The sequence below is a fragment of the Paenibacillus sp. sgz302164 genome (assembly GCF_056120505.1).
Genome location: NZ_JBVYOL010000017.1, coordinates 71,254 through 93,778, shown reverse-complemented (window position 1 = coordinate 93,778; position 22,525 = coordinate 71,254). Strand labels below are relative to the sequence as shown.

General features: G+C 49.8%; 17 protein-coding genes. 6 read left to right on the top strand and 11 right to left on the bottom strand.

Annotation, left to right across the window (positions count from 1 at the left end):
- Positions 1–88 precede the first annotated feature (88 nt).
- Both AC0LWT_RS25995 and AC0LWT_RS25990 read right to left on the bottom strand, forming a co-directional pair.
- Positions 89–508 carry a MerR family transcriptional regulator gene (locus tag AC0LWT_RS25995; protein WP_474684189.1) on the bottom strand — a complete coding sequence of 140 codons (420 nt, stop codon included), beginning with the start codon at positions 506–508 and terminating at the stop codon, positions 89–91.
- A 23-nt stretch (positions 509–531) separates the two neighbouring features.
- Positions 532–1,266: an SDR family oxidoreductase gene (locus AC0LWT_RS25990; RefSeq protein WP_474684188.1), complete on the bottom strand. Its 735-nt coding sequence runs from the start codon at positions 1,264–1,266 to the stop codon at positions 532–534.
- A gap of 141 nt (positions 1,267–1,407) precedes the next feature.
- On the opposite strand from AC0LWT_RS25990, the gene AC0LWT_RS25985 reads away from it, so the two are divergent.
- Both AC0LWT_RS25985 and AC0LWT_RS25980 read left to right on the top strand, forming a co-directional pair.
- Complete coding sequence (locus AC0LWT_RS25985) at positions 1,408–1,569, top strand: hypothetical protein (RefSeq protein WP_474684187.1); 162 nt, start codon at positions 1,408–1,410, stop codon at positions 1,567–1,569.
- Between the two features lie 56 nt (positions 1,570–1,625).
- Positions 1,626–2,054 carry a hypothetical protein gene (locus AC0LWT_RS25980; protein WP_474684186.1) on the top strand — a complete coding sequence of 143 codons (429 nt, stop codon included), beginning with the start codon at positions 1,626–1,628 and terminating at the stop codon, positions 2,052–2,054.
- A 166-nt stretch (positions 2,055–2,220) separates the two neighbouring features.
- Here AC0LWT_RS25980 and AC0LWT_RS25975 read toward each other — a convergent pair whose 3' ends face one another.
- The 7 genes from AC0LWT_RS25975 to AC0LWT_RS25945 form a co-directional block, all read right to left on the bottom strand.
- Positions 2,221–3,738, bottom strand: coding sequence for a glycoside hydrolase family 28 protein (locus tag AC0LWT_RS25975; RefSeq protein ID WP_474684185.1), 1,518 nt, complete (start codon positions 3,736–3,738; stop codon positions 2,221–2,223).
- Positions 3,739–3,750: 12 nt separating this feature from the next.
- Complete coding sequence (locus AC0LWT_RS25970; protein WP_474684184.1) at positions 3,751–4,854, bottom strand: glycoside hydrolase family 88/105 protein; 1,104 nt, start codon at positions 4,852–4,854, stop codon at positions 3,751–3,753.
- 38 nt (positions 4,855–4,892) lie between these two features.
- Entirely contained in the window at positions 4,893–6,011 is a 1,119-nt protein-coding gene (locus tag AC0LWT_RS25965; protein WP_474684260.1) for a prenyltransferase/squalene oxidase repeat-containing protein, read from the bottom strand.
- Positions 6,012–6,035: 24 nt separating this feature from the next.
- Entirely contained in the window at positions 6,036–6,911 is an 876-nt protein-coding gene (locus AC0LWT_RS25960) for a carbohydrate ABC transporter permease (protein WP_474684183.1), read from the bottom strand.
- A gap of 13 nt (positions 6,912–6,924) precedes the next feature.
- A complete protein-coding gene (locus tag AC0LWT_RS25955) occupies positions 6,925–7,875 on the bottom strand; it encodes an ABC transporter permease (protein WP_474684182.1) in 951 nt (316 codons plus the stop codon).
- A gap of 101 nt (positions 7,876–7,976) precedes the next feature.
- Positions 7,977–9,503, bottom strand: coding sequence for an extracellular solute-binding protein (locus AC0LWT_RS25950; protein ID WP_474684181.1), 1,527 nt, complete (start codon positions 9,501–9,503; stop codon positions 7,977–7,979).
- 283 nt (positions 9,504–9,786) lie between these two features.
- Positions 9,787–10,359 (bottom strand): DJ-1/PfpI family protein, encoded by a 573-nt coding sequence (locus AC0LWT_RS25945; RefSeq protein WP_474684180.1) that lies wholly within the window; start codon positions 10,357–10,359, stop codon positions 9,787–9,789.
- Positions 10,360–10,713: 354 nt separating this feature from the next.
- Here AC0LWT_RS25945 and AC0LWT_RS25940 point away from each other — a divergent pair, with 354 nt between their 5' ends.
- Entirely contained in the window at positions 10,714–12,537 is a 1,824-nt protein-coding gene (locus AC0LWT_RS25940) for an asparagine synthase-related protein (protein WP_474684179.1), read from the top strand.
- Between the two features lie 15 nt (positions 12,538–12,552).
- On the top strand, positions 12,553–13,764 hold the full coding sequence (locus AC0LWT_RS25935; RefSeq protein WP_474684178.1) for an MFS transporter: 1,212 nt from the start codon (positions 12,553–12,555) through the stop codon (positions 13,762–13,764).
- A 273-nt stretch (positions 13,765–14,037) separates the two neighbouring features.
- On the opposite strand, the gene AC0LWT_RS25930 is transcribed toward AC0LWT_RS25935, so the two are convergent.
- Positions 14,038–15,561, bottom strand: coding sequence for an extracellular solute-binding protein (locus tag AC0LWT_RS25930; RefSeq protein WP_474684177.1), 1,524 nt, complete (start codon positions 15,559–15,561; stop codon positions 14,038–14,040).
- Positions 15,562–15,712: 151 nt separating this feature from the next.
- Between AC0LWT_RS25930 and AC0LWT_RS25925 the strand changes: the two genes are divergently transcribed.
- Both AC0LWT_RS25925 and AC0LWT_RS25920 read left to right on the top strand, forming a co-directional pair.
- Entirely contained in the window at positions 15,713–18,013 is a 2,301-nt protein-coding gene (locus tag AC0LWT_RS25925) for an AraC family transcriptional regulator (RefSeq protein ID WP_474684176.1), read from the top strand.
- Between the two features lie 59 nt (positions 18,014–18,072).
- Positions 18,073–19,875, top strand: a complete 1,803-nt coding sequence (locus AC0LWT_RS25920; protein ID WP_474684175.1) for a sulfatase family protein — start codon at positions 18,073–18,075, stop codon at positions 19,873–19,875.
- Here AC0LWT_RS25920 and AC0LWT_RS25915 read toward each other — a convergent pair.
- The gene (locus tag AC0LWT_RS25915; RefSeq protein ID WP_474684174.1) at positions 19,839–22,496 is read right to left on the bottom strand and encodes a discoidin domain-containing protein; all 2,658 of its coding nucleotides are present in this window, start codon (positions 22,494–22,496) and stop codon (positions 19,839–19,841) included. The genes AC0LWT_RS25920 and AC0LWT_RS25915 overlap by 37 nt on opposite strands.
- Positions 22,497–22,525: the final 29 nt, after the last annotated feature.

Below are 22,525 nucleotides of genomic sequence, written 5' to 3'. Positions count from 1 at the left end.
TCACGCTCAGTTCTTTCCCTCGACGACACATTCCTTGTGTTCGAAGAAAATAAAATGCAGACTGGCGATATGGCAGCTCATCGTTTAATTACTCTTCTATGGGATCGCAGTTGGAATCTTTTAAATCGGGGTTCATTAGAACCCTATTATAATAATCAATTTTATAATCAATAATTTTTTCGGTCTCCTGCAATCGAGAAATTTCGTCTTGGACTCTTGTCTTGTGCTCGATTAGAAACGAGATTTTTTGATGGATTGAGGAAGATCCTTGCGAGGAGAGTTGACGGTATCGCTTGATTTCTTCCAACGTCATTCCTGTTGCCTTCATTCTCGTCAAAAAAACCATAAACTCCAGCTGATGTTTATTGTAAGTCCTGCGCCCGTTTGCTTCACGATCCGCATACGGCAGTAATCCAATTTTCTCATAATAGCGGATCGTATCTTCCGATAGCCCAGTGAATTTTGCCGCCTGTTTAATTGAACTGAAGGCTTCCGGAACGTCGCTCACTTTTGCCACCTCCTCCTGCTGTATTACCACGGTATCACTCCGTTTTCATCAAAGAAACCGCCGGTCGGACCCTCGTTGGGAAGGGTTGCGAGTTTCACGACAATAGACGCGCCCTGTTCAACGGTACGATAACCCGTATGCCCATTCAAATCCGTAGCTGTGTACCCCGGATCAGCTGAATTTATCTTGATCGGCGTACCTTTTAATTCTCTGGCAAACAAGACAGTCAGTGCATTGACAGCCGTTTTCGAACTCATGTAGGCGAGCACATTGACTCCGTATTTTTCGGCATCGGATTCCGGGTCATTATTCAAGGTCAAGGAAGCCAGGCCACTTGAGAGGTTTACAATTCTGCCAGCAGGCGAATTTTTAATCAAAGGGAGCATTGCCTTAGTGACAGAAAACATGCCGAATACATTCGTTTCATAAGTATTCCTTAGAACGGTCAATTCCAGTTGACTCGGAGGAAGACCTCCATCCAAGCTCACGCCAGCGTTATTAATCAGAATATCAAGCGCCCCATATTGATCATCAATTCGTTTCGCGGCAGATTGAATGGTATCCATGTCTGTAACGTCAAGCGTAATTGCCTCAGCATCTATGTTCTCATTCTTCAGCAAAGCTGCAGCTTCATCCCCTTTAGATTGATCTCTTGAACCGATTAAAATTGTGAATCCCAGCTTGCCCAATTGCCTGGCAGTCTCAAGACCAATACCTTTGTTTCCGCCAGTGATCAAAACTGTTTTTGAAGTGCTCATGATTACGCCTCCTGGAGGTAGAATTTACTTGCTGAAAATCATGATAAAACTTGGAGTATACTCCAAGTCAAGCATTAACAAGGAGCGTTTTTTATTGAACTGAGGGGGCGATAGGGAAAGTTCCGCGAGTTCAACGTTCGCGTGATGACAAGTGCGATCACGGGGGCGATCGGGGAGTATTGGGCGAATGCGAATCTTTACGGTAAAGTCGACCTGGAGTCGTATTCCGCGGAATTGGTGAACATATTCGACAGAACTATCCTGATCGACGCCGGCTCCAGCGATTCGATTGCAAAAAAATGAGCCGTGAGGGGGTGGGAATTACTGGAAGTAGGAGTCTGTGCGACGGGGTTGCTTTTATGCATACCCATTACCCTAATTTGAGGGATAGCCGCTTTTTCTGGGCGCGTACCTCTCCTTGCGAGGTCGCGGAACTGAACAAAATGGGCAGGATGCATCGTGTCAGGGAGAAAACCTGCGAAAGTGCAGTTTTTTTCTCTGAAATTGGCTTTTTTTGGCGAAAAGCCTGCGAAAGTGCAGGAATTTGCGCTGAAAGTGAACCTGAGCCCATATCCCCGCTGAAAAGCCTGCACAATTGCAGGAATTTTTCGTGGCCAGCGATCAAGGACGCAAATTCATGTATTTTTGCAGGTTTTCTTCGTGCAGCCAAGCAGATTGTGGTTATCGCCGCTGACACGGGGGTTTTTCAACAGCCTGACTTTTGCAGGTTTTGCGGGGTGGAGGCCTTGCAGAGTGAAGCCACTGCGGGCTGCCGGGCCGCTTCATAAACGGTCGCACCTTCTTTGGACGACGTTGTGCAGAAACAGCTTTTGCTACGGTGGGGACTCGGGTGAATATCGTACTACCCGGAGCCGCCGATGCTCATCGAGAAATAGTCGGGCCTAAGCCCGACTTATCCGAAAAAAACCAGGGGAACCGAGCTCCCCTGGTACGTCATCCCCCCACGCGCGCGCTGCCCGCGTCGGTTTGCAAATAGCTGCCGTCAGCCGTATGCCTGCCGGCAATAAACACCTCCGCCGAGCGGGTCAGCGCCACGACCGGCGTATCTTTGTGCCTGCGCTTCATGGACAGCTCATGCGCTTCGAAGTCGCGCACGTCTTCCGCGCGCAGCGCCGGACCTTGCCGCGTCTCGATGCGGACGTGGTGGAGCTCCATGCCCTCCACGTGCTTGCACAGCATGCCGTCTCCGGCCATGACGATCGGTTCCCGCACCATATCCGGCTCGTCGCCCTGCTCCAGCGGATCGGTCGTCATTTCGATCAGCACATGATGCAGCTGCACGTCCCGGATCGGCATCTCCGGCAATCCGTAAATAAATCCGGCGGAAGCTCTGCACCGTTTGGCGGTCACGTCGCTGATCCGGATGTGCTCGATCACGGGCGTGCTGTCGGTGACGGCGACGGGAAGCGGACTGCCGATCAACGGATTGCTTTCATCCACGCCGTGCCGGTAGAACGAATTGACCGTCAGCGGGCAAAATACATCCTCCATATACACATTGCTAACCTGAATGTTTCGGATGTACCCTCCGCGGGCGCGGTTCGTTTTCATGCGGATGCCGCGATCCGTACCGATGAAGATGCAGTTCGAAATGACGACGTTGCGAATGCCGCCGGCCATTTCACTGCCGAGCACGACCCCGCCGTGCCCTCTGAGCATCGTGCAGTTCGTCACCGCGATGTTCTCCGAAGGCTTGCCGACACGGCGTCCGTCTTCGTCGATGCCCGACTTGATGCAGAGGCAGTCGTCCCCCACGTCGAAGAAGCAGTCGGAGATCCGCACATTCGAGCACGAATCGATGTCCAAGCCGTCGCCGTTCGGCGTGTCGCTCGGATTTTTAATATTCACGCCGTGAATATGCACGTTTTTGCAGTAGACCAGATGCGTGTTCCAGAACGGCGAATTTTGCAGTGTAACGCCTTCGATGCTCACATGCTCGCAATCGATCAGCTGCAGCAAGGGCGGGCGGAGAAATTGCGACTCCCACTCCACGATATTGCTCTTGACCGAGCGGAGCAGCGCCTCGTTCAAGCCGGCGATTTCCTTCGTCCGCGCGCTTTCCACGGTTTCGCCCCGGCGCAGGGCCCGATTCGCCTGCCACCACGGGGCTCCCTGTCCGTCGATGATCCCTCTGCCCTTGATCGTCACATGGGACAGGCCGCTGCCATAGATGAGCGGCGAGTAGCCGTAACATTCATAGCCGGACCACCGGGTCGGAACAGGCGGATAGTCGTCAAAATCAGTGCGGAACAACAGCACGGCTCCCGCTTCCAGCTCCAGCGTCATGCGGCTGCGCAGCGCGATTCTGCCTGTGACATACGTCCCTGCGGGAATGTAGACGGTCCCGCCTCCGTTGATCGCGCAAGTTTCGATAGCCTCGGCGATCGCCTGACTGTTATCGGTGACTCCGTCGGGAACGGCGCCGAACCGTGTAATGCTATATATCGACATTTGGCTGCACCTCTAGTGTTCATTTGCGGTTAACGATTGCATCTCCACGCAAGCCATGACGAATGTGCCTATGCCGTGCAGGTCGTTCTCGCTCGTCGGCCGGGTCACATAATTTTCGTAATCTCCGGCGGAAGTTCCGATACAGATGTGCGGCAAAATCAGGCACTCCTGCTTGTCGAACTGCAGCGTGCGGATAAGTCCCTCATATCCCCTTCGGGCCGCATCCAGGCACTCGTCTCCGACAACGCCGTGCTTAATCGCTTTGGCGATCGTGTACACAAACAAGTTGGTGCAGGATGTCTCCAGCCAATTGTCGGGCATGTGTCCTTTGTCCACGATTTGGTACCACAGACCGCTTTCTTGGTCCTGGTAGCGAATCAGCGCGCGCACAAAATCCCCCAAAGCGGCGGCCAGTTCGTCACGGCCCGCTTCGCCTGCCGGCAGCTCATCCAAAAACTGCGCCAGCGCCAGACCGTACCAGCCCAGCGACCTGCCCCAAAACTCCGGCGAACAGCCCGTCTCCAGGTTGGCCCACGGCATTCTCCGGCTCTCGTCCCACGCGTGGTAGAGGAGGCCCGTACGATCGTCTTTCATGTATTTGCGCATCAGCTTCTCCTGATGCAGCACCGTCGCCCGCAGGCTGTGATCCCCGTAGGCGTTGGCGTATTTCAAGGCGAAAACGCCACCCATATACAAGCCGTCCAGCCACATTTGATACGGGTATTTGTCCTTATGCCAGAAGCCGCCTTCGGAAGTCAGGTTCAGCGTATGAAACAAGCTTCTCAGCTTGTCGGCGGCTATCCGGTATTTGCTGCGGCCCGTCCGCTGTTCCAGACGGAACAGCAGCAGCCCGGCCTGAATCGCGTCCAATTCGTCGCGGGCAAAGTACAGATTGCCGTATTCGTCCACAAGACCGTCCACATATCCCTGGATATAGTCGGCGTAGCGTTCCTCCTTCACCTGCTCCGACAGCAATTCCACTCCGCACAAAAATACGCCCTGATGGTAGTGCCAGCGCCCGGCGGGCGGAAGCTCCATCGGGGTATACTGGCTCATAACGGAATCGCAGGCAGCCTTCGCCCACTCGATCGGTGTCTTTTTTGCAATAACAGTCATTCTGATTTCTCCCTTCCCTCTCTAGCTTGCCAGTGTTATCACAGTATTGGTTTGTAAAATGAATCGGCGGAAAAACTCCACCCCGGCTCCTGCAGGCCGGCCAGATGATAGCACACGGACCGGATCAGCAGCGCCTGCGTTCCCGCATTCATATCGCCCTCGACTAGCCCGCGCCCGATATGAACCGGCCTCGGCATGTCCGGGTAATACTCCCCGCGCTTGATCTGCGCCACATTCGGCGCCGAAGGCGAGTGAGCCAGCTCGCGGGAAAATCCGCCGTCCGCGCGGAGCAGCCTGCTCATGTTCGCCAGCGTGATGCGGACGATCTCGCGCAGCTCCTCCGGCGGGATGTCCGGCTTCATATAGGAAAGCAGGTGGATCGGGTTGCGAATGTAGCACATATCGCTGGCCTCCTCCGTCCGCAGGCAGCGGAGTATGCTGCTGTAAATCCGCCGCTCTGCGGGCATGGGCACACCGAAGCTGTCATAAAAGGTATGCAGCTTGAAAGTGCCGGAAATTCCCTCATACTGCGTTCCCCGGCCCCAAAGCCCAGTGTCCGGATCCTGAATTTCCGCAAAAAACCGGAACGCCGTATGCGCAAACTCCGCCCGGCGCTCCGACGGCTCGACTTGCCGCACATACACCGCGGAAGTTGACAAGCGGTCGCAGCCGCGCCAGCTGTTGCTTAATTCCACGGAGCGCAGCCAGCGGAGATAAGCTTCCGGCGAGCTCATGTAGCCGGGCGCCTGCCGCGCCTGATAAGGCAAAGCGTAAAGCGGCTCGCCCCCGAGCTTGCGCAGGGCGTTAAGACTGTAGCCAATCGCCCGGGCTACCATCACCTCGTCTTCGCGCATATGCGAATTCGCATCGTAAAAGCAGCCTGTGTCCGGGTCCTGCTTGTTTTGGAAAAAGCGGACCAACCGCTCCTTCACCGCGGGCGGCATCGATTCCAACAGGCCGCAGCGCTCCAAAATGTTCAGCGCCTGAGCCGTCGATTCGATGTCCGGCGTAAGGCCGGCGATCTCCCGCGAGCTGCGGGCGTAGAAAAATCCGCCGCTGCGCGCATCGTACTGCCCGGCCAGCCAGTCGAAAAACCGGCTGAACAAACCGTCCATTTCGGCAAGCGCAGCGCGTAAATTCTCTTCGTGTGTCTGCATGTGCATGTGCAAGACCCTCTTTTCCTATCCCTTGATCGAGCCCAGCATCGCTCCTTTGGCGAAATGCTTTTGCAGGAACGGGTACACCAGCAGGATCGGCAGCGTCGCAACGACGATAACGGCCATTTTGACCGATTGCGCCGGCGGCGGAGTCGTATTGTCGAAGGCAGAGCTGGAGTCCATTCCGCTGGCCAGAACGACAATTTGTCTGAGCAGCACCTGAATCGGCCACAGCTTGCTGTCGTTAATATAAAAGATCGCATTGATATATGTGTTCCAATGAGTCACTGCGTAAAATAAAGAGATGGTCGCGATCGCCGGCATCGATAATGGCAGCACAATGCGGAACAAAATGCCGAAATCGTTGCAGCCGTCGATTTTGGCCGATTCTTCCAGCCCTTCCGGCACGTTTTGGAAGAAGTTTTTCAAAATAATCAAGTTGAACGCGCTGATCGCGGTAGGCAGAACCAACGCCGAGTAAGTGTCGATCAAGCCCAGCTCTTTGACGACCAGGAAGGTCGGAATCAATCCGCCGTTAAACAGCATCGTAAATACGACAAGGAAGTTGACCGTCTTTCTTCCGTCCAAATCTTTACGCGCCAGACCGTATGCCATCAAAATCGTCACAAACATACTGAATATCGTTCCGAAAAGAGTAGTTCCGATCGATACGCCCATCGCTTTAAAAATCGTATTCGTCGAGAAAATAAACCGGTAAGCGTCCAAGCTCCAATCCGTAGGGAAAAGCACAAACTTCTTGGCGGCCATTTCCGCGCTTGTCGTGAACGAACCCGCTACGACATGCACGAACGGCAGCACGGTAACTAAACCGATAATCGTTAATAATGCATAATTGATGATGTTAAACATTCTGCCGGCTATCGTTCTGTCATCAATCATTGTCCAGTCCTCCTCAATATACGCCCTCTTCGCCTATCTTCTTGGAAATCCTGTTGACCAGCATGACAAGAATCAGTCCGATAAACGATTTGAAAAATCCGATTGCGGCGCTGTAGCTGTACTGCCCTTGCTTTAAGCCTGCCGTATATACATAAGTGTCGATGATCTCGGCAACTTCCCGGTTCATGGAGTTGAGAAGCAGGTAGACGTGCTCGAAACCGAGGTCGAGAACATGACCGATTTTCAAAATTAACAATACGATGATCACACTGCGAACCGCCGGCAATGTAATGTGCCACATTTGTCTGATGCGCCCGGCGCCGTCCATCCGCGCAGCCTCATAAAGCTGGGGATCGATGGAAGCGATCGCGGCCAAATAAATAATCGTTCCCCAACCCGCTTCTCTCCAAATGACTTGAAGCGTATAGATCGGCCTGAACCAATCGGGGCTCAAGAGGAAATTGATTTCCGTAAATCCGAAATACTCAAGCAGCTCGTTGACAATCCCGCCGTCCATCGTCAGCATGACGAAGGTGATCGAGACGATAATGACCCAGGACATGAAGTGAGGCAAATAAACAATCGTCTGAAAAGTTTTCTTAAACAGTTCCGCTCTGACTTCGTTTAACATCAGCGCCAAAATGATCGGAATCGGAAAATAAAACAAAAGATTCATGCCGAACAGAATTAACGTATTGCTGAGAATCGTCCAAAAATCGGGTTCCGTAAACAAGCGGCGAAAATGTTCGAAACCGACCCATTCGCTTCCGCTGATTCCTTTAAACGGTTTGTAATTTTGAAACGAAATGATCAGCCCGTACATGGGGATATATTTGAATATTAGAAAATACAGAATTCCCGGCAGCAGCATGATATAGATCAATTTATTTTTCCAAAGGCGTCTGCCGAGCTCGCTGCTTCGGGTTGTCGGCACCACCTTTGGCTGAATGTGTGCTTCCTGCATAGCATTTCTTCCTCTCCGGTAGATTAGATAAAATTAAAGAGGCTGCTGTTCGTGCAACAGCCTCTTCTCTTTTTCAACCTGTGTTACTCCGTACCCATCAGTTATTTTTTGCCCGCGGCATTATATTCTTCGATAATTTTGCTGCCTCCGCGGTTTTTCCAATCCTCTACAGCTTTATCGAATCCCGCCTTGTCGAGGTTGCCGTAAATGTATTTGTAGGTTGCGTCTTTGATTACGTCTTGAAGCTGCACGCCTTTCTCGATGTACGTTTTGGAGTCCAGCGCAGCGGCCGGATCCTGCACGGCGTACTTCAGATTGGCGAATTTCAGCTCATCCGCCTTGCCTTGGGCAGGTATGGTCGGTATGCCCAAATATCTGCCGGTCGTATCCTCGTCGCCAATGGCCATATCAGAGAAAACTTTGACTTCACGCGTCCATTTTTCGTCATCCAGTTTCTTCGCCTTGTTATCGATTACGCTGTAGTGAGCGTCTTTAACGCCCCAGTACATCAGGTTGGCTACTTCAGGGGTCATCATTTTGTCAAAGAATGCCAAGATTTTCTTCAGTTCCGCTTCCGTTTTGATCGCCGATTTCGGGAACAAAGCCACGTTGTTGTAGCCATTTAGGGCCCACGACGAGAATCTGCCTTCAGGGCCGGCAACCATGCTTTGCACATCCACGACAGCCGTAGGAACGTTTTTGATCAAATCTTTGTTCAGAGACGTAACTTCTGTCATAGCCCCGATATACATGCCCGCCGTGCCTTTGGTGAACAGCTTTTGCTGATCCGTTTTGCTTGTCGCGGCAAAATCTTTATTGATAATGCCTTCGTCGCGCAGCTTTTTATAAAAATCCATCGCGGTTACATATTCTGGAAACATGAACTCCGGCTGCAGCTTGCCGTCTTTAAGCCCCCAGTTGTTCGGAACGCCGAACCAGGTCGCTACGGTTTTGAAGGAGCCGTAGATCAAATCGTTGCGGTCCGCCAGACCGATCGTATCCTTCTTGCTGTTGCCGTCAGGGTCTCCCTCGGTGAACGCCTTCATCATCGCGTACAGCTCATCGAGATTCGCCGGCGGCTTGAGTCCGAGCTTGTCGGCCCAATCTTTCCGGTAGATAATGCCTTGGCGGGCGATATCTACGCCGCGGTAAAGCGTATACAGCTTGCCGTCAACTTTCGTGTTGTCATTGGTCGTTGATTTCAATTTGCCGAGATTCGGGAAGTCCTTCAGGTAAGGCCCGATTTCCCAAAATTGGCCGTCGCGAATCGCCGACTTCATTTGGATGAACGTGGCCTGGTTTTTCAGATAAGTCACCTGAGGCAGGCCGCCTGTCGCAAAAGTCGTGTTCAGCTTCTCTTCATAGGTATCGGCAGGGAAAAATTGGAACGTTAACTTCGTGTTCGTCAGCTTCTCCAGCTCCTTAATCACTACGTCCGGCGGTGTTTCCGGAATGTTGAGCGGAGCCATAATCGTGATTGCCGTCGGCTTATTGTCAGTTGTTTTAGGAGTGTCCCCACTTGCAGTCGATGCGGGAGTCGCCGTTTTGCCCCCGTCTGAGCAAGCGGCCAGCAGGACGCTGGAAACGAGCAGAACGCTCAGGGGAATCGAGACCAGTTTTCTCTTCATATTTGTCAGACCTCCACAATTAATGGTTTTGTGCTGCTACACCTCCTACACTACACACCTGTATAGATTACCGAAACAATCATTTCACCATTTCGGCCTTGCATAACAAGGATGTGAGATAATGATTATTGCCGCGGAAGATGACACACCGGGGACCCTACGGGCGCATGCAAAAAAATCACCCTGCGGATGACAAACAAATACATCCACTTGGGTGATTAAAAATTACTCATAACAGCCGTTAATAAGCTGGCCTTCCCGTTGAAAGCTTGATAATCATAATTTATCTGTCCATTATATCTTTAAACAATTGTTCGCTTTCCTCATCCTTACCTTGATAAATATCCAGGAAATCAAAAATTTCAAAAGAAAAATCAACAAATGCACGACCATTTGCAGTAATTACATGTCCGTCTCTTACTACACGCTTATCAAGGAAATTCTCGCGTGGAAATGGATCTTCTACGCCTAATGTATTGATTCTTTCTATTGAGCAAGAAGTGGTGAATTTCCTTCTATTTAAAATTCCTGCTCTTCCCAAATATTGTGGACCATGACATATTGCAGCTATCATCTTCTTTTCTTGATCAAGTTTATTTATGAGTACTGTTAGTTCTTTTTGCTGGTCTCGAATTGGTCCGCCAGGGATAATGAGTCCCTCAATATCATCCAGTTCCATAGCTGCATAAACTGTCAGATTAGGTTTATAATACAGACCGGATTCACTAACTACAGGATCATAGTTGTATCCCATTGCAAAGACTTCTTTTTTTCCAACATTCTTAATTTTATGTAATGCAAGTGTAATCTCAAAATCAGCAAATTCTTCTGATACAAAACAAATTATCTTTCCCATTTATCGCACCCCAATTACATTGTTATTCACTTTAACCAAGACGAAAGGAATAGCCTCCGGTGTATATATTCGCCAACAAGAGTTATATTCCTTGGAAGCCATTATTAGAAATGTCGCCCTTTTTTTGAGGGTGGTCTCGAAAAAAAGGTTGTATGGAAATCCGTATGAATCTGACGATAGGTTTTTCCTTCTCTCTTTGCATACATACAAATAACAAATACCAAATATTAGAAAATTATTATACCCGTACCAAATATGAGCAAATGATTATTTACGTAACTATAAACAATTATGTATTCTTGAAAAAGGCAAAATATTACAAGTAAAAATATCATAAAATGGAGTGAGAGAATTATGAATTTAAACTATTTGTATTTAATGGTAAACAGAGATCAGCAATATTTTGATCTTAATTCTGCAGCAAATGACGCAAAAGAAGAATTAACATCTCATACTTACTCAAGCACAAAAATTCAATTAGAGGCGCATAGAATTTCTCTAAACGAAAAGCAAAATAAATCAGTTAAGCTTTATAACCATGTTGTAATTTCAATAGTTGGGGAAATACATAATCTAATGGATTTTAAATCTGAAAATCAATATGAGGATGATTTGGATGTGATTGCTGAAATCTATTTGAAATTTGGTGTGAAAGGTTTTAATCAATTGGATGGTTTTTTTACTATATCGATTTTTGATAATAAATTGCTAAAAGTGTTCATCATTCAAGATCGACATACATCATTAAATCATATGTATTACTACAGTGAAAACAATACTCTTTTCTTATCAAGTGATGTAAGACTTTTACTTAGAAAGGCAAAAATAAAACCAAAAGTAAATAAAGACGCGTTGCCTACTTACTTACACTACGCATTTGTACCCGGGAACGAAACCCTATTTCAAGATGTATACAAGATTCCAACAGAAATGATTCTAGAATATGATTATAATTCAAATCAATTATCATTATTGCCAAATCCGTATGTAAAAGGAGAATACTCTAGAGAGGATAAAGAAGCAGGTCTAATACAAACATTTGATGATGCATTACATTCTAGGATGGAAGAACTAGGAAACAAACAAATTGCTGTCATGTTTAGTGGTGGATACGACTCAAACTTCCTATTATCACGAATGTTAAAACACAAACCAGATTTAGATCTCAAACTGTTTTCCTACGGTTCAACAAGTGTAAAATCAGAGATTAACAATATTCGCAGAATTGTAGATATTTATAGACAGAAGGGGTATAAGCTAAGTCTGTACGACTATACAGTAAAAGCAGAAGATATACATAGATTACCCAAGATGATGTTTGCCCTCGGAGAACCAATATCAGAACCCGGTCTAATTTTTCAAGCTTGTTTAGCTGATGTCATTAATGATAATCATATCGATATCGTGATAGGAGGGGATGCTAACGATCAAGTGTATGATAAAAAATTATACTATGAGATGGTTGAGAAGTTAGTTGAACCAAAAACAATCTATGATTATCCTAAATATGGAAGATTGCGCCTTGGAGAAATTGATAGAATTTTTACTTACAAATTTTTCACTGACATAGAAGCATCTTGGTTATTAAATAGCAGTCATAACTATCCTTCTATGAAATTAAGTTTAGAAAATTATTCTACAGTTTTTACAAACTATTTTCTAACAAAAAGACTAGTTCATAAGCAATATGGTATCGTTTCAAGACTTCCTTTTCTTAGTAACAAATATATAGACTTTATTGACAGACATTTGAGTGAAGAGGATCTCATATTTAAAAATTTGCACGTTAAAATATCAAAAGAAACTTTACCTCTTGAGGTTTGTCAAGAGCTTGTCAAAGCTACGGAGTCTACCTCTCCCTACTCCTATATATTTTTGGAAGATAAAGAAACCCGGCACAAAATTTTTGATTTAATACTTAAGTCAGAAACAACCAAGGAATTTTTTAATTTGACATCAATTAATAAATTACTGCAAGGATTTGAATATAGCATTGAAAGTGGACATGAAACAGGGGATTATTACAAGGCATCTGTACTATCTTGCAGGATATTTACAATAATTGGTTTTTTAGTTTGGCATAATGTATTTATTTCGAAAGATGAGTATTTAAACCAAATGGAATGTAATTCCGATTTATTTGATGTCCTTGGAAATCCAGTATCTATAACGCAGTAGTAAAGGAGTTGCCCCTTGAAATTGATAAAAAACCGTGAATTAGCAATCGTACTGAGCATCGTAGCCATCTTTTTTATGTGTACAAACATGTATCCATCTTTTGTCCCTATACTTATTAAAGAATGGGGGGGAAACTACAATTCCGTTGGTATTATTATGACAATCGCTAGTTTAGCTCCATTGTTGGCGGCTGTACCCGCTGGCATCGCTACAAAGAAATGGGGACTTCGGTTACCATTATTTGTTGCAAGTTTGATAAGCGCTTGTTCATGTTTTATGCTCTTTTTGTTCCCCTCCATTATTCAACTAGTCATTATGTTATCTATATTAAAAATTGCCGAAATCTTTTTTACCGTGGGCCTTCAGACTCAAGTAGCCAATTTAAGCAGTAATCTTAACAATAATATGGATAAAAATTATAGTTGGTTTATGGTTTATGCATCTATTGGTTCGTTGATTGGCCCCATTCTGGGAGGTTTATTAGTTGATTTTAAAAGTTATGGTATGGTCTGGTTGTTTTTAAGTGTTATTTTGGTTGGCTTATCATTCTTAGCATTTTATTTAACTGACATAGGTAATATTTCTAAAACTAATGCTTCAAAGCCTGCATTCCGTTTACAAGATCTAAAAAAATCTCTAAATTGGAAAATTTCAATCGGAATGTTAGTAGGCTGCGGTGTTTTATTTGCTCACGGTGCTAGATTTTTATTCTTACCCGTTTATCTAAAGGACATTGGTTATACATTGACTGCTGTTGGCTTTATTATGGCGGCTCGATCACTAGCGGCGATTGCGAGCAGATCCATATTAGAACTCGTTATAAAAGTAGCTCGAGGACGCTCAGGGGCCTTAGTACTTTGTTCTGTAGTACTAGCTGTTTCAATAGCTATCATTCCAATTTGCAACAATTTTGTACTACAGCTTATTAATTCTATTATCATAGGATTAGCGATGGGAATAGCGATTCCACTTAGCAACTCTGTCGTTGCCGATAGTGCAGATCCAGAGGAACGATCAATTACGATAGGTATTAGCCAAACAGTGAATAGGGTAGGACAACTACTTAGTCCGGTTGTGTTTGGCATGTTCTCGCAAAATCTAGGTGTGAATGCATCCTTTTATTTAGGGGGTTCCTTCCTGCTTATTATTTCTGTTTTAGTTGTTTATCTATTGATAGTAGGCAACAACAAGGTTGGAGTCAACAAACAAAAAGAAATCGGATCGTAACGGAGTATCGTCTGGCAAAACAAATCAAAAAGAGTGACAAATTGCGGTACTAGTATGTCAAAATTAACCAACGACAAGTGGCCGCAGTCATAACACCAGATCATCGACGTGAATCAAATTCCATAATTCACCACAAAACTCCACTTACAAAAACCCAAACAAGCCAAGGTGCCGAACCTTGGCTTGTTGTATGTCAGCGTTCTATTCCCGGCCGCCCGGGATGAACGATTTTATAGCCTGGGTGCTACGTAGAACGATTGCCCACGAGCGACGCTACTTTGCTTTTTTTAGAAAATACGCTTTGCTGTATTCCTCTATGATCTGATTCCCTCCGTTTTGCTTCCAGCGGGCGATTTCTTGACTGAACTCTTCCTTACTCAAGTTACCCAGTATATAGTTGAAGGTCGCGTCGGAAATAATTTTGTAAAGCTCCAATCCCCTCTCGTCATACGTCTTGGATTCCAGATTAACCGTCGGATCTTTAACAATGAATTTCTCATTATCCGCGCTCAATTGATCCGCAAGTTGGGTTAAAGACTCCTGTTCGGCGATGTGCATGACCTTCGGATTGCTCAAATCCGCGATCATCAGCGTATAAAGCGAGTTCACCTCGTCCACGCGCAACTGTGACGTTTCCTCCAAGAGTCGAACCTGATCGCCCACTTTGGTGTAATGTTTCCCTTCGATGCCGTAACGCAGCAGGTTGGCGACATCCTTGTCCATCGTCCGGTCGAAGAATGCGAGTACTTGCTTCAATTCTTCTTCGGTTTTTATCGCTTTTTTTGAAAATAAATACAAGCCGTTGTAGTTCGGAATGGACCATACTCTCAAGCCGGCGGGCCCTTCGATGCGATTCACGAGCGTGTACTTCGCTTTCGGGTTGATCGCTCTGCTTTCATCGGTCAGCCGCTGCACGTCCTGCATGCTGCCGATATATACGCCTGCGATGCCGCGGATCAGCTTGTCCCGCTGCACTTCCTTGCTGGTTACGGCAAAATCCGGATTGATCAGCTTCTCGGTGTACAGCTTTTTCATAAAATCCATCGTATCCATGTAGGCGGGCGATTCGAAATCCGGAACAAGCCGATTGTCCGCTATGCTCCAGCCGTTCGGCGTGCCGAAATAGGAGCTCAGCGTCTTGAACGCGCCGAACACCAGATCGTTCCGGTCGGTTAATCCAATCGTATCCTGCTTTCCGTTCCCGTCGGGATTCCCGTACGTAAACTGCTTCAATACGTTGTACAGCTCATCCAGGTTCGTCGGTTTGGACAAGCCGAGGTTGTTCAGCCAGTCCTCGCGGATAATGATTCCCTGGCGGGACGAGGGACGCTCCGTGTACAAGCCGTATATTTTGTCGTCGACCGCCGCCTGACCGAGAATGTCCCGGCTGAGCTGCTTCAGATTCGGGTATTGGCTCAAATAAGGTCCGATCTCCCAGAACGAGCCGGAGCGGATCGAATTTTTCAGGATGATGTAGTCCGAATATTTGATAAAAGTCGCTTTTTTCAGCGTGTTGGTCGTTAGCGCGGTGTTCACTTTGTCCGTGTAAATGCCATCGGGAACCCAGTTCATTTCGAGCTTCGTGCCGGTCATTCGTTCGATTTCCTGCACGAGCTCCTGATTCGGAGGGTGTGGAAAATGTAAAGGAGCCATGATGGAAATCGCCGGACGGCCATCGGCCGCTGACCCGGATTTTGCCGTGTTGTCATTCCCGCAGGCGCTTAGCCACAGGATGGCCAGCACCATAAATATTAGGCCGGCAATTCTCTTGTTTTTTTGCACCGGACCCTGCTTCATACGAATTCCCCCTTGCTGATACTTCGATTTATCGTCATAATCTAATAAAATGATTATCCGCCGTCCAGATGATTATTGTCCTGAACTAAAGCGTTTACTACAATAGACATGTTAGATGCTTCGTAACCTCCATGATAAGGTGTTGGATGCTGTGCGTTCTTTAAGTTTTTTGAGCAAAATGACGATTTTCGGGTTCTTGTTGAGCACGCTTCCGGTCATTTTCATCGGTGCTTTCTCGTTTGTGACTTCTTCCAAAGAGATCCAAAAAAATGTAAACGAAGGTAAAATGCAGTTAATCATGCAAATTAATTCAAATGTAGAGCAGAAATTAACGACTGTCAACCATACTTTGAATCAAGTGATTAATTCTACCGTGCTAAAAAAAGCGTTGGATATTCCACTGACTGTAAACGATTTCAAAATGTACGACGACTTGCGCAGCGAGATTCGCTACATGCAGTCTTTCGATACGAAGCTGGAAGACGTTGTCCTTATTAACGGACGCTACAACTGGATGGTCAAAAACTCCGGGCTGTACAAGTTCAACGAATACCCATACCACGACCAGTTGGCCGCACTGATGAACGGGTCCGAGAACAGCTCCTGGGTGCTGAATCCGTCCGCATGGTTTTACACGGAGGAAAATGCCAGAAGCGTCGCTTGCGATTACCATATCAGCCTGGTCAAAAAGCTGCCGACCACCGGGTTCGAGCAGTTCGGGATAGCGCTGGCCAACATACCGGCGTGCAGTCTGCAGGATTTGCTAAGCAGCGATACGCCGCAGTATGACGATATTATGATCATCGATGAGCACAACCGGATTCTGATGCACCCGAACCCCGAGTTCATCGGCAAGCCGGTCGCCGAAACGGGACTTAAAAATATTGAGCTCCCATCGGAGCCCCGCGGCCAATTCACCACGCAGATGAATCAAAAGTCGTACGCGGTGACATATTTGCGCTCCAATCTGAACGGCTGGGCGTACTTGTCGGTGACGTCCATCGACAGCCTGACCAAGGAATCCGATAAAATCGGCACCTATACGATCTATGTGTGCGTGATCATGCTGCTCGTCTCCATGCTGCTGGCATGGCTGGGCTCCCGCCGGATGTACTCGCCGATTCAACTGCTGCTCAAGCAGATCGGAGAGCTCGTAACCGTGAACCAGCAGCGCAAAGCCAACGAGTTCCAGATGATCGGCGAGCAGGTCCGCGATTTGTTCCAGTCCAAATCCCAGTTGGAAAACGAAGTGCGCCAGCATATCCAGCAGGTGCGCACGTTTTTCCTGATCAAAGCGTTCCAAGGCAACATCAAACATAACGAGCTGCTGGAAAAGCTGCAGCAGTTCGGCTACGGCGCCCAAATGGCCGAATGGAGAACGATGGCCGCCATTACGGTGCAGATCGACTCGATCGACAATACCAGGTACGAAAAGCAGGACGTGGATCTGCTGCTGTTCGCGGTGCACAACATTATCGAGGAACTGATCGGAACCGAGCAGCGGTTCGCGCCAGTCATTATCGACCATACCGTCGTCACACTGATCGGCAGTCCGGACAGCGATCCGGCGGCTTTCCGCAACACTTTGTACGCCTTGACGGAAAATTTGCAGCAAAAAATATTCAGCTACCTGAACTTGCAGGTCAGCATCGGCATGAGCCTACCGACGTCGTCGTTTACGAACATGTCGATCGCCTACCGGGAAGGGCTGGAAGCGTTGAAGCACCGGATCAAGCTGGGCGAAGGCATCATTATTCAATATGAGAATATTAACTCGGGCAAGCATTATTTGAATCTGAACTATCCGAAGCATATCGAACAGGAACTGAAGGACGCCATCAAAGTGGCGGAGAAGGATAAATCGAAGGAACTGCTGAAGCAGCTGCTGCAGTCCGTGCTTTCGGCGCAGCTGTCCCCGCAGGAGTACCAGGTTCCGCTGGCCCGCTTCCTGAACAATCTGCTGATCGTCATGCAGGAATCCGGCATCAGCCTGAATCAGATTCACCCCGGAAACGGCTCTTTATTCGAGGAATTGCTGGAGCTGCAAATCGCGGCTGAAATCGAAGACTGGTTCTGGACGCAGGTCGTATATCCGATGATCAAAATTTTCCGCGACCGGCAGGATGCGCAGTACCACAACATTTCGGAGAAAATCATCGATCTGGTGCAGCGCTGCTACGACACGGATTTGACGCTGGAGGAGTGCGCTTCGCAGCTGCATTACAACGCTAATTATTTAAGCAGTATTTTCCGCAAAGAAACGAACCATTCGTTCAGCGAATATTTATCCGCCTACAGATTTAATATGGCGAAGAAATGGCTGGCCGAGACAGATATACCGATTAAGGATATTTCATCCAGGCTCAGGTACAACAATCCGCAAAACTTTATCCGCTCGTTCCGCAAGCAGGAGGGCATTACTCCGGGTCAATACAGGGAAAAGAACGCATGAATACTCTTTTGAAGCTCCCCGGCATAATCTAGGTAAAAAACGCTTAGGATGTGTATGCCATGGTTAGGAACGGGGAGCCTTCACGCAAGCCGGAACAGCCTAATTTTCTCGTCCTGCTCGTTGATGAGGAGCGTTATCCTCCCGTATACGAAAATGCGGAAATCCGCGAATGGCGCAGGCAAAATCTTACGACGCAGGAGCGGTTACGCGCGAACAGTCTGGAGTTCCATCGGCATTATATCGGCAGCACCGCCTGCTGTCCGAGCCGCGCCACCTTGTTTACGGGTCAATATCCGTCGCTCCACGGCGTCAGCCAGACCAATGGATTGGCCAAGAGATCCTTCGATTCCGATATGTTTTGGCTGGGTAGAAATACGGTGCCGACGATGGGAAATTATTTCCGCGAGGCGGGATACCGGACGTATTATAAAGGAAAGTGGCATATCTCCTTTGAAGATATCGGGATTCCGGGCACGCACCGCAGCGTTCCGAGCTATCATCCCTTGACCGGGGTGCCCGATCGGGCGGAGGAAGATTTGTACCTGCAGGCCGATCCCCTGGAAAGCTTCGGCTTTTCCAGTTGGATCGGCCCCGAGCCGCACGGCGCCGACCCGCGAAACTCCGCCTCGTCGGCGGCATTCGGCGTCAGCGGTAGAGACGTCGTCTACGCCGCCGAGGCGGCGCAGCTTATCGAGGCGCTCGGCCGCGAACAAAGCGCCGGCAGCAGCGCCGAGCCGTGGCTCCTCGTCGCATCGTTCGTGAATCCGCACGATATTACGCTGTACGGCTCGGTCACGGAGCGGCTGCCTTTTTTCCGGTTCGCCGTGGATCCCATGCCTTCGGTCGATCCGCCGCCGACTCTGGACGAACCTCTGGACACGAAACCGCGATGCCAGGCGAGCTACCGGGATCTGTATCCCCTGGCGCTGCAGCCCATCATCGACGAGCCATTTTACCGCAAGCTATACTACCAGCTGCAAAAAAATGCCGATGAACAGATGGGCAAAGTTTTCGATGCGCTCGTGAACTCGCCTTTCTATGAAAACACTATCGTCATTTTTACGTCCGATCACGGCGATCTGCTGGGGGCTCACAACCATTTGCACCAAAAGATGTACTGCGCTTACGAAGAGATGCTGCACGTCCCCTGTCTCATTCACCATCAAAAGCTGTTCCCGCAGCGCCGAGCCTTTCGATCGCTGACCAGCCACCTCGATCTTCTGCCCACCATGCTGGGCTTGGCGGGCGCCGATATCGCGGCGATCGAGAGCCGGCTGCAAAGCAAGTTCAGCCAGGTTCACCCCCTGGCAGGACGCGATCTTTCGCGGCTGCTTCTGGAACAGGACGAGACCGATCCGCTGGACGATCCGATCTATTTCATGACCGAGGACGACCTTCTGCGCGGCCAGCACCAGGTCAGCCTGCTCGGAGTGCCCTATCCCGCCGTTGTCCAACCGAACCACATCGAAACCGTTATCGCCACCGTACGGCGAAATAACGTCAAAGAACTGTGGAAGTATTCCCGCTACTTCGACAACGAGCAGTTTTGGAGCGAGCCCGGAGTCCGGGATGTCACCGTCAGCGTGCCGCCTCCGGGCGGGTATGCCGGCGGGCCTCCGCAGTGGTCGGCCTGCGCCTCTTGCGCCGTGACGGTCAAAACCGAGCCTGTGCCGGAAGAGTATGAGCTCTACAACTTGACCGAGGACCCGCTCGAAGTGCGCAATCTCGCTCATCCTTCCCTGGCCACGCCGCAATCCCGAAACATGCAGCTGCGGATGGCCCGGCTGCTGGAAGAGCAGCGGAGCCGCAAGCGGCTGAAGCCGTATCAGCCCGGTGTACCCGGACCCTCTCCGATCCCGTAAACGTAAAGCTCATGAATGGACCAATAGCTGCCGCTTCTCGCGGTTTGCACGATTTTCACGTATCTGGCCCGCCGCGGCGCGAAGCGGATGTCCGTCACCGTAGCCCCGCGCCCCGTCGCGGCCGGGCTTCCCCATGCGGAGCCGTCGTCCGACAGGTAGACCTCGTACCCTTTCGAGAAATCGTTCGGCGAGCCTTCCGTCCGGAGCACGATCCGGTTGATCTCCGCCGTTTTTTTCATATCGACCTGGTAGTACTGCCCTTCCGTCTGCGCAGTGCCCGTATCCCAGCGGCTGTTGGGATTGTCATCAATCGCGCGCTCCGGCTTCCCGGAACTGCTGGAAACCGCCCAATCCTTACGGTCCAAAGACGCATAATCGGTGGCGGTCGCCTGCGTGACCGGAGAACCCCGTTTAGTCCCCGTCACCTGTATTTGATAAGAATAAGCCGTTTCAGGCTGCGTGTCATTGTCGAAATAATGCGTTTTTTGTATATTTTCGGCGATCATCGTGTAGCTGCCGCCCGGAACGGAGCTGCGCCATACATCGTAGCCCCGCGCTCCTTCCGATTCCTGCCAGTCCAGCTCGATCGCATGCTGCTGCAAAGGCGCCGCATCCAGCCAGGCCGAGGCCTTGGGCTTCACTTTTGCGGAACGCGTCAAAATATACTGCACCGCTTCGCCCGGCGCGAGCGTTTCCTTCAGCTGCAGTTCGGGGGCGGCTTGCAGCCCCGATACGTACGTCCGGGCTTCCTCATACGTGTCGCCCGCTCCGAACCGTTCCCCTTCAAATTCCGCCGCTTCCGGCATCGTCACTTTGACCTCTATCGTTTGCGCGGTTTTCTCAAAATTGACGAAGTTCAGCAATATTTTGTCCGATGTCCCCTGCGATCCGGGCAGCGGCTTCAACGATGAGGTATCCACAGCGCGAACATATACCAGCTTGCCCGTCAAGCCGCTCTTGTTCGTGACCTCGTAGGCCAGCGGCCGGCCATGGGTCGCATAGGCCAGATTGAGCCTGCGCATGACGGCTGCGCGGGAATCCTGCTCCGGCGGGTTGCTGTGGATTCGCGTCTCGGACGGATTATGGCCGTTCAGATCAAAGCCCGTTTCGAACAGCGAATACGACGGATAAAAAGCCGCATGCTGCGTGAACATGTCCGCATAGCCGATATGGGCGCGCATGATGCGGTCGAAAGCGGCCGCTTTCGGCTGAACGGCCCCGTACTGCTTGTCGTCGGTGTGGCTGTCCGACGTCCCGTACTCGGTGTTCAGCATCATTTTCGGCAAGCCGTCCTCCGCTCCTCCGAACGTCTCCAAATTTTCCACGAAGCTCCCGCCATCGTTATCCACGTAGGATGAGCCGTAAGCGTGCCCGTTGGTCAAATCCGTCACCCGCTCCAGCTCCTTGCGCTGGGCCGGATCGCTTTCCCAACCGTCCGGATCGCCGCAGCGGGCAGTCTGGCCGGGCGCTTGGTTTTTGCACGCTTTCTCCTCATACTCCGGGGCGTATGCCCATCCGGGAGCTACCGTCTTCATATGAGGCGCCAAAATGGGAATATGCTCGCCCAGCCATTTGGCAATCGCCAGATTGACCGCCTTGGACCTGTTGAACAAGCCGGGCTCGTTGTCCACTTCATAATATTGAAAGAGCGAACCGTAGTTTTTCAAATAATCGGCCAGCTTCGCTTCGGCATCGTCCGGCAGGGTGCCGTCCGCTTTCAGCTTGATGTTGCCTGTGTGCAGGTGAAAGGAGACGGCTTGCGTGTTATAGTCCCGCAAAGTCTCGTAATATTCCTTGATGGACGAGCAGGCATTCTTGACATCCGTGGCGCAGCCGGTCCGCATAATGTTGCCGCTATAGGCGATGCCGAGCCATTTCAGCACGTACGGAAGGTGGCGGACGGCGCCTTCGTCGTAATAGAAGGACATATTGTTGACGCTCGTACCGGACGCGATGTAATTGCCGTGAATCGGCTCCTCCGCCGGCGCCGGCAAAGCTGTCAGCGCAATGTAATCCCAGTTCCACCACAGGTACTGGTTTTCCGCCGGCGAACAGTACATGCAGCCGATCGCCTCAAGCTTCAATTCATTGTCGCCCTGCCGCAGCATTTCCTTCGGGATGTAAAGATCGTACGTCTTTTTGTAAGCATACTTGCTTGTCGTCCCGCCGACGCCGGCGATTTGCACGATGCCCGACAGCATGCCGTTGGAAAATACAGCCATCTGCGGAACGGACTTGTAGGCACCCAGCACCTTGACCTGGAGCTGAACGCCGTATTCCGGAACCGTGTCCAAGGAATAGTCGATGCTGAAATCGGGATTCACAGATTTGTTGAGGCCTTTGGGCACCTTTTTCCAATTCGCGCCGTTAGCCGGGGCTGCCGAGGCCGAGTACCTTCGGATGCCGGCGTCGTAATTGGCGAACTCAACAAAGGAATCGTCCGGACTGCCAAGCATCCACAAAAGCCGGCTGTCGCCCATGAGTGCCAATGAAGCCTGAGCCTGAGCGGAAGGATTCGCCGTCTTCGCCGCCACGCTCCAATAATACGAAGCGGAAGACAAGATGATGATGCAAAGCAAGACGGCCGACAGGGCAATAAACTGAAACGCTCTTCTTTTCATGATGTCCTCTCTTTCCAGTCTTAGCTTTT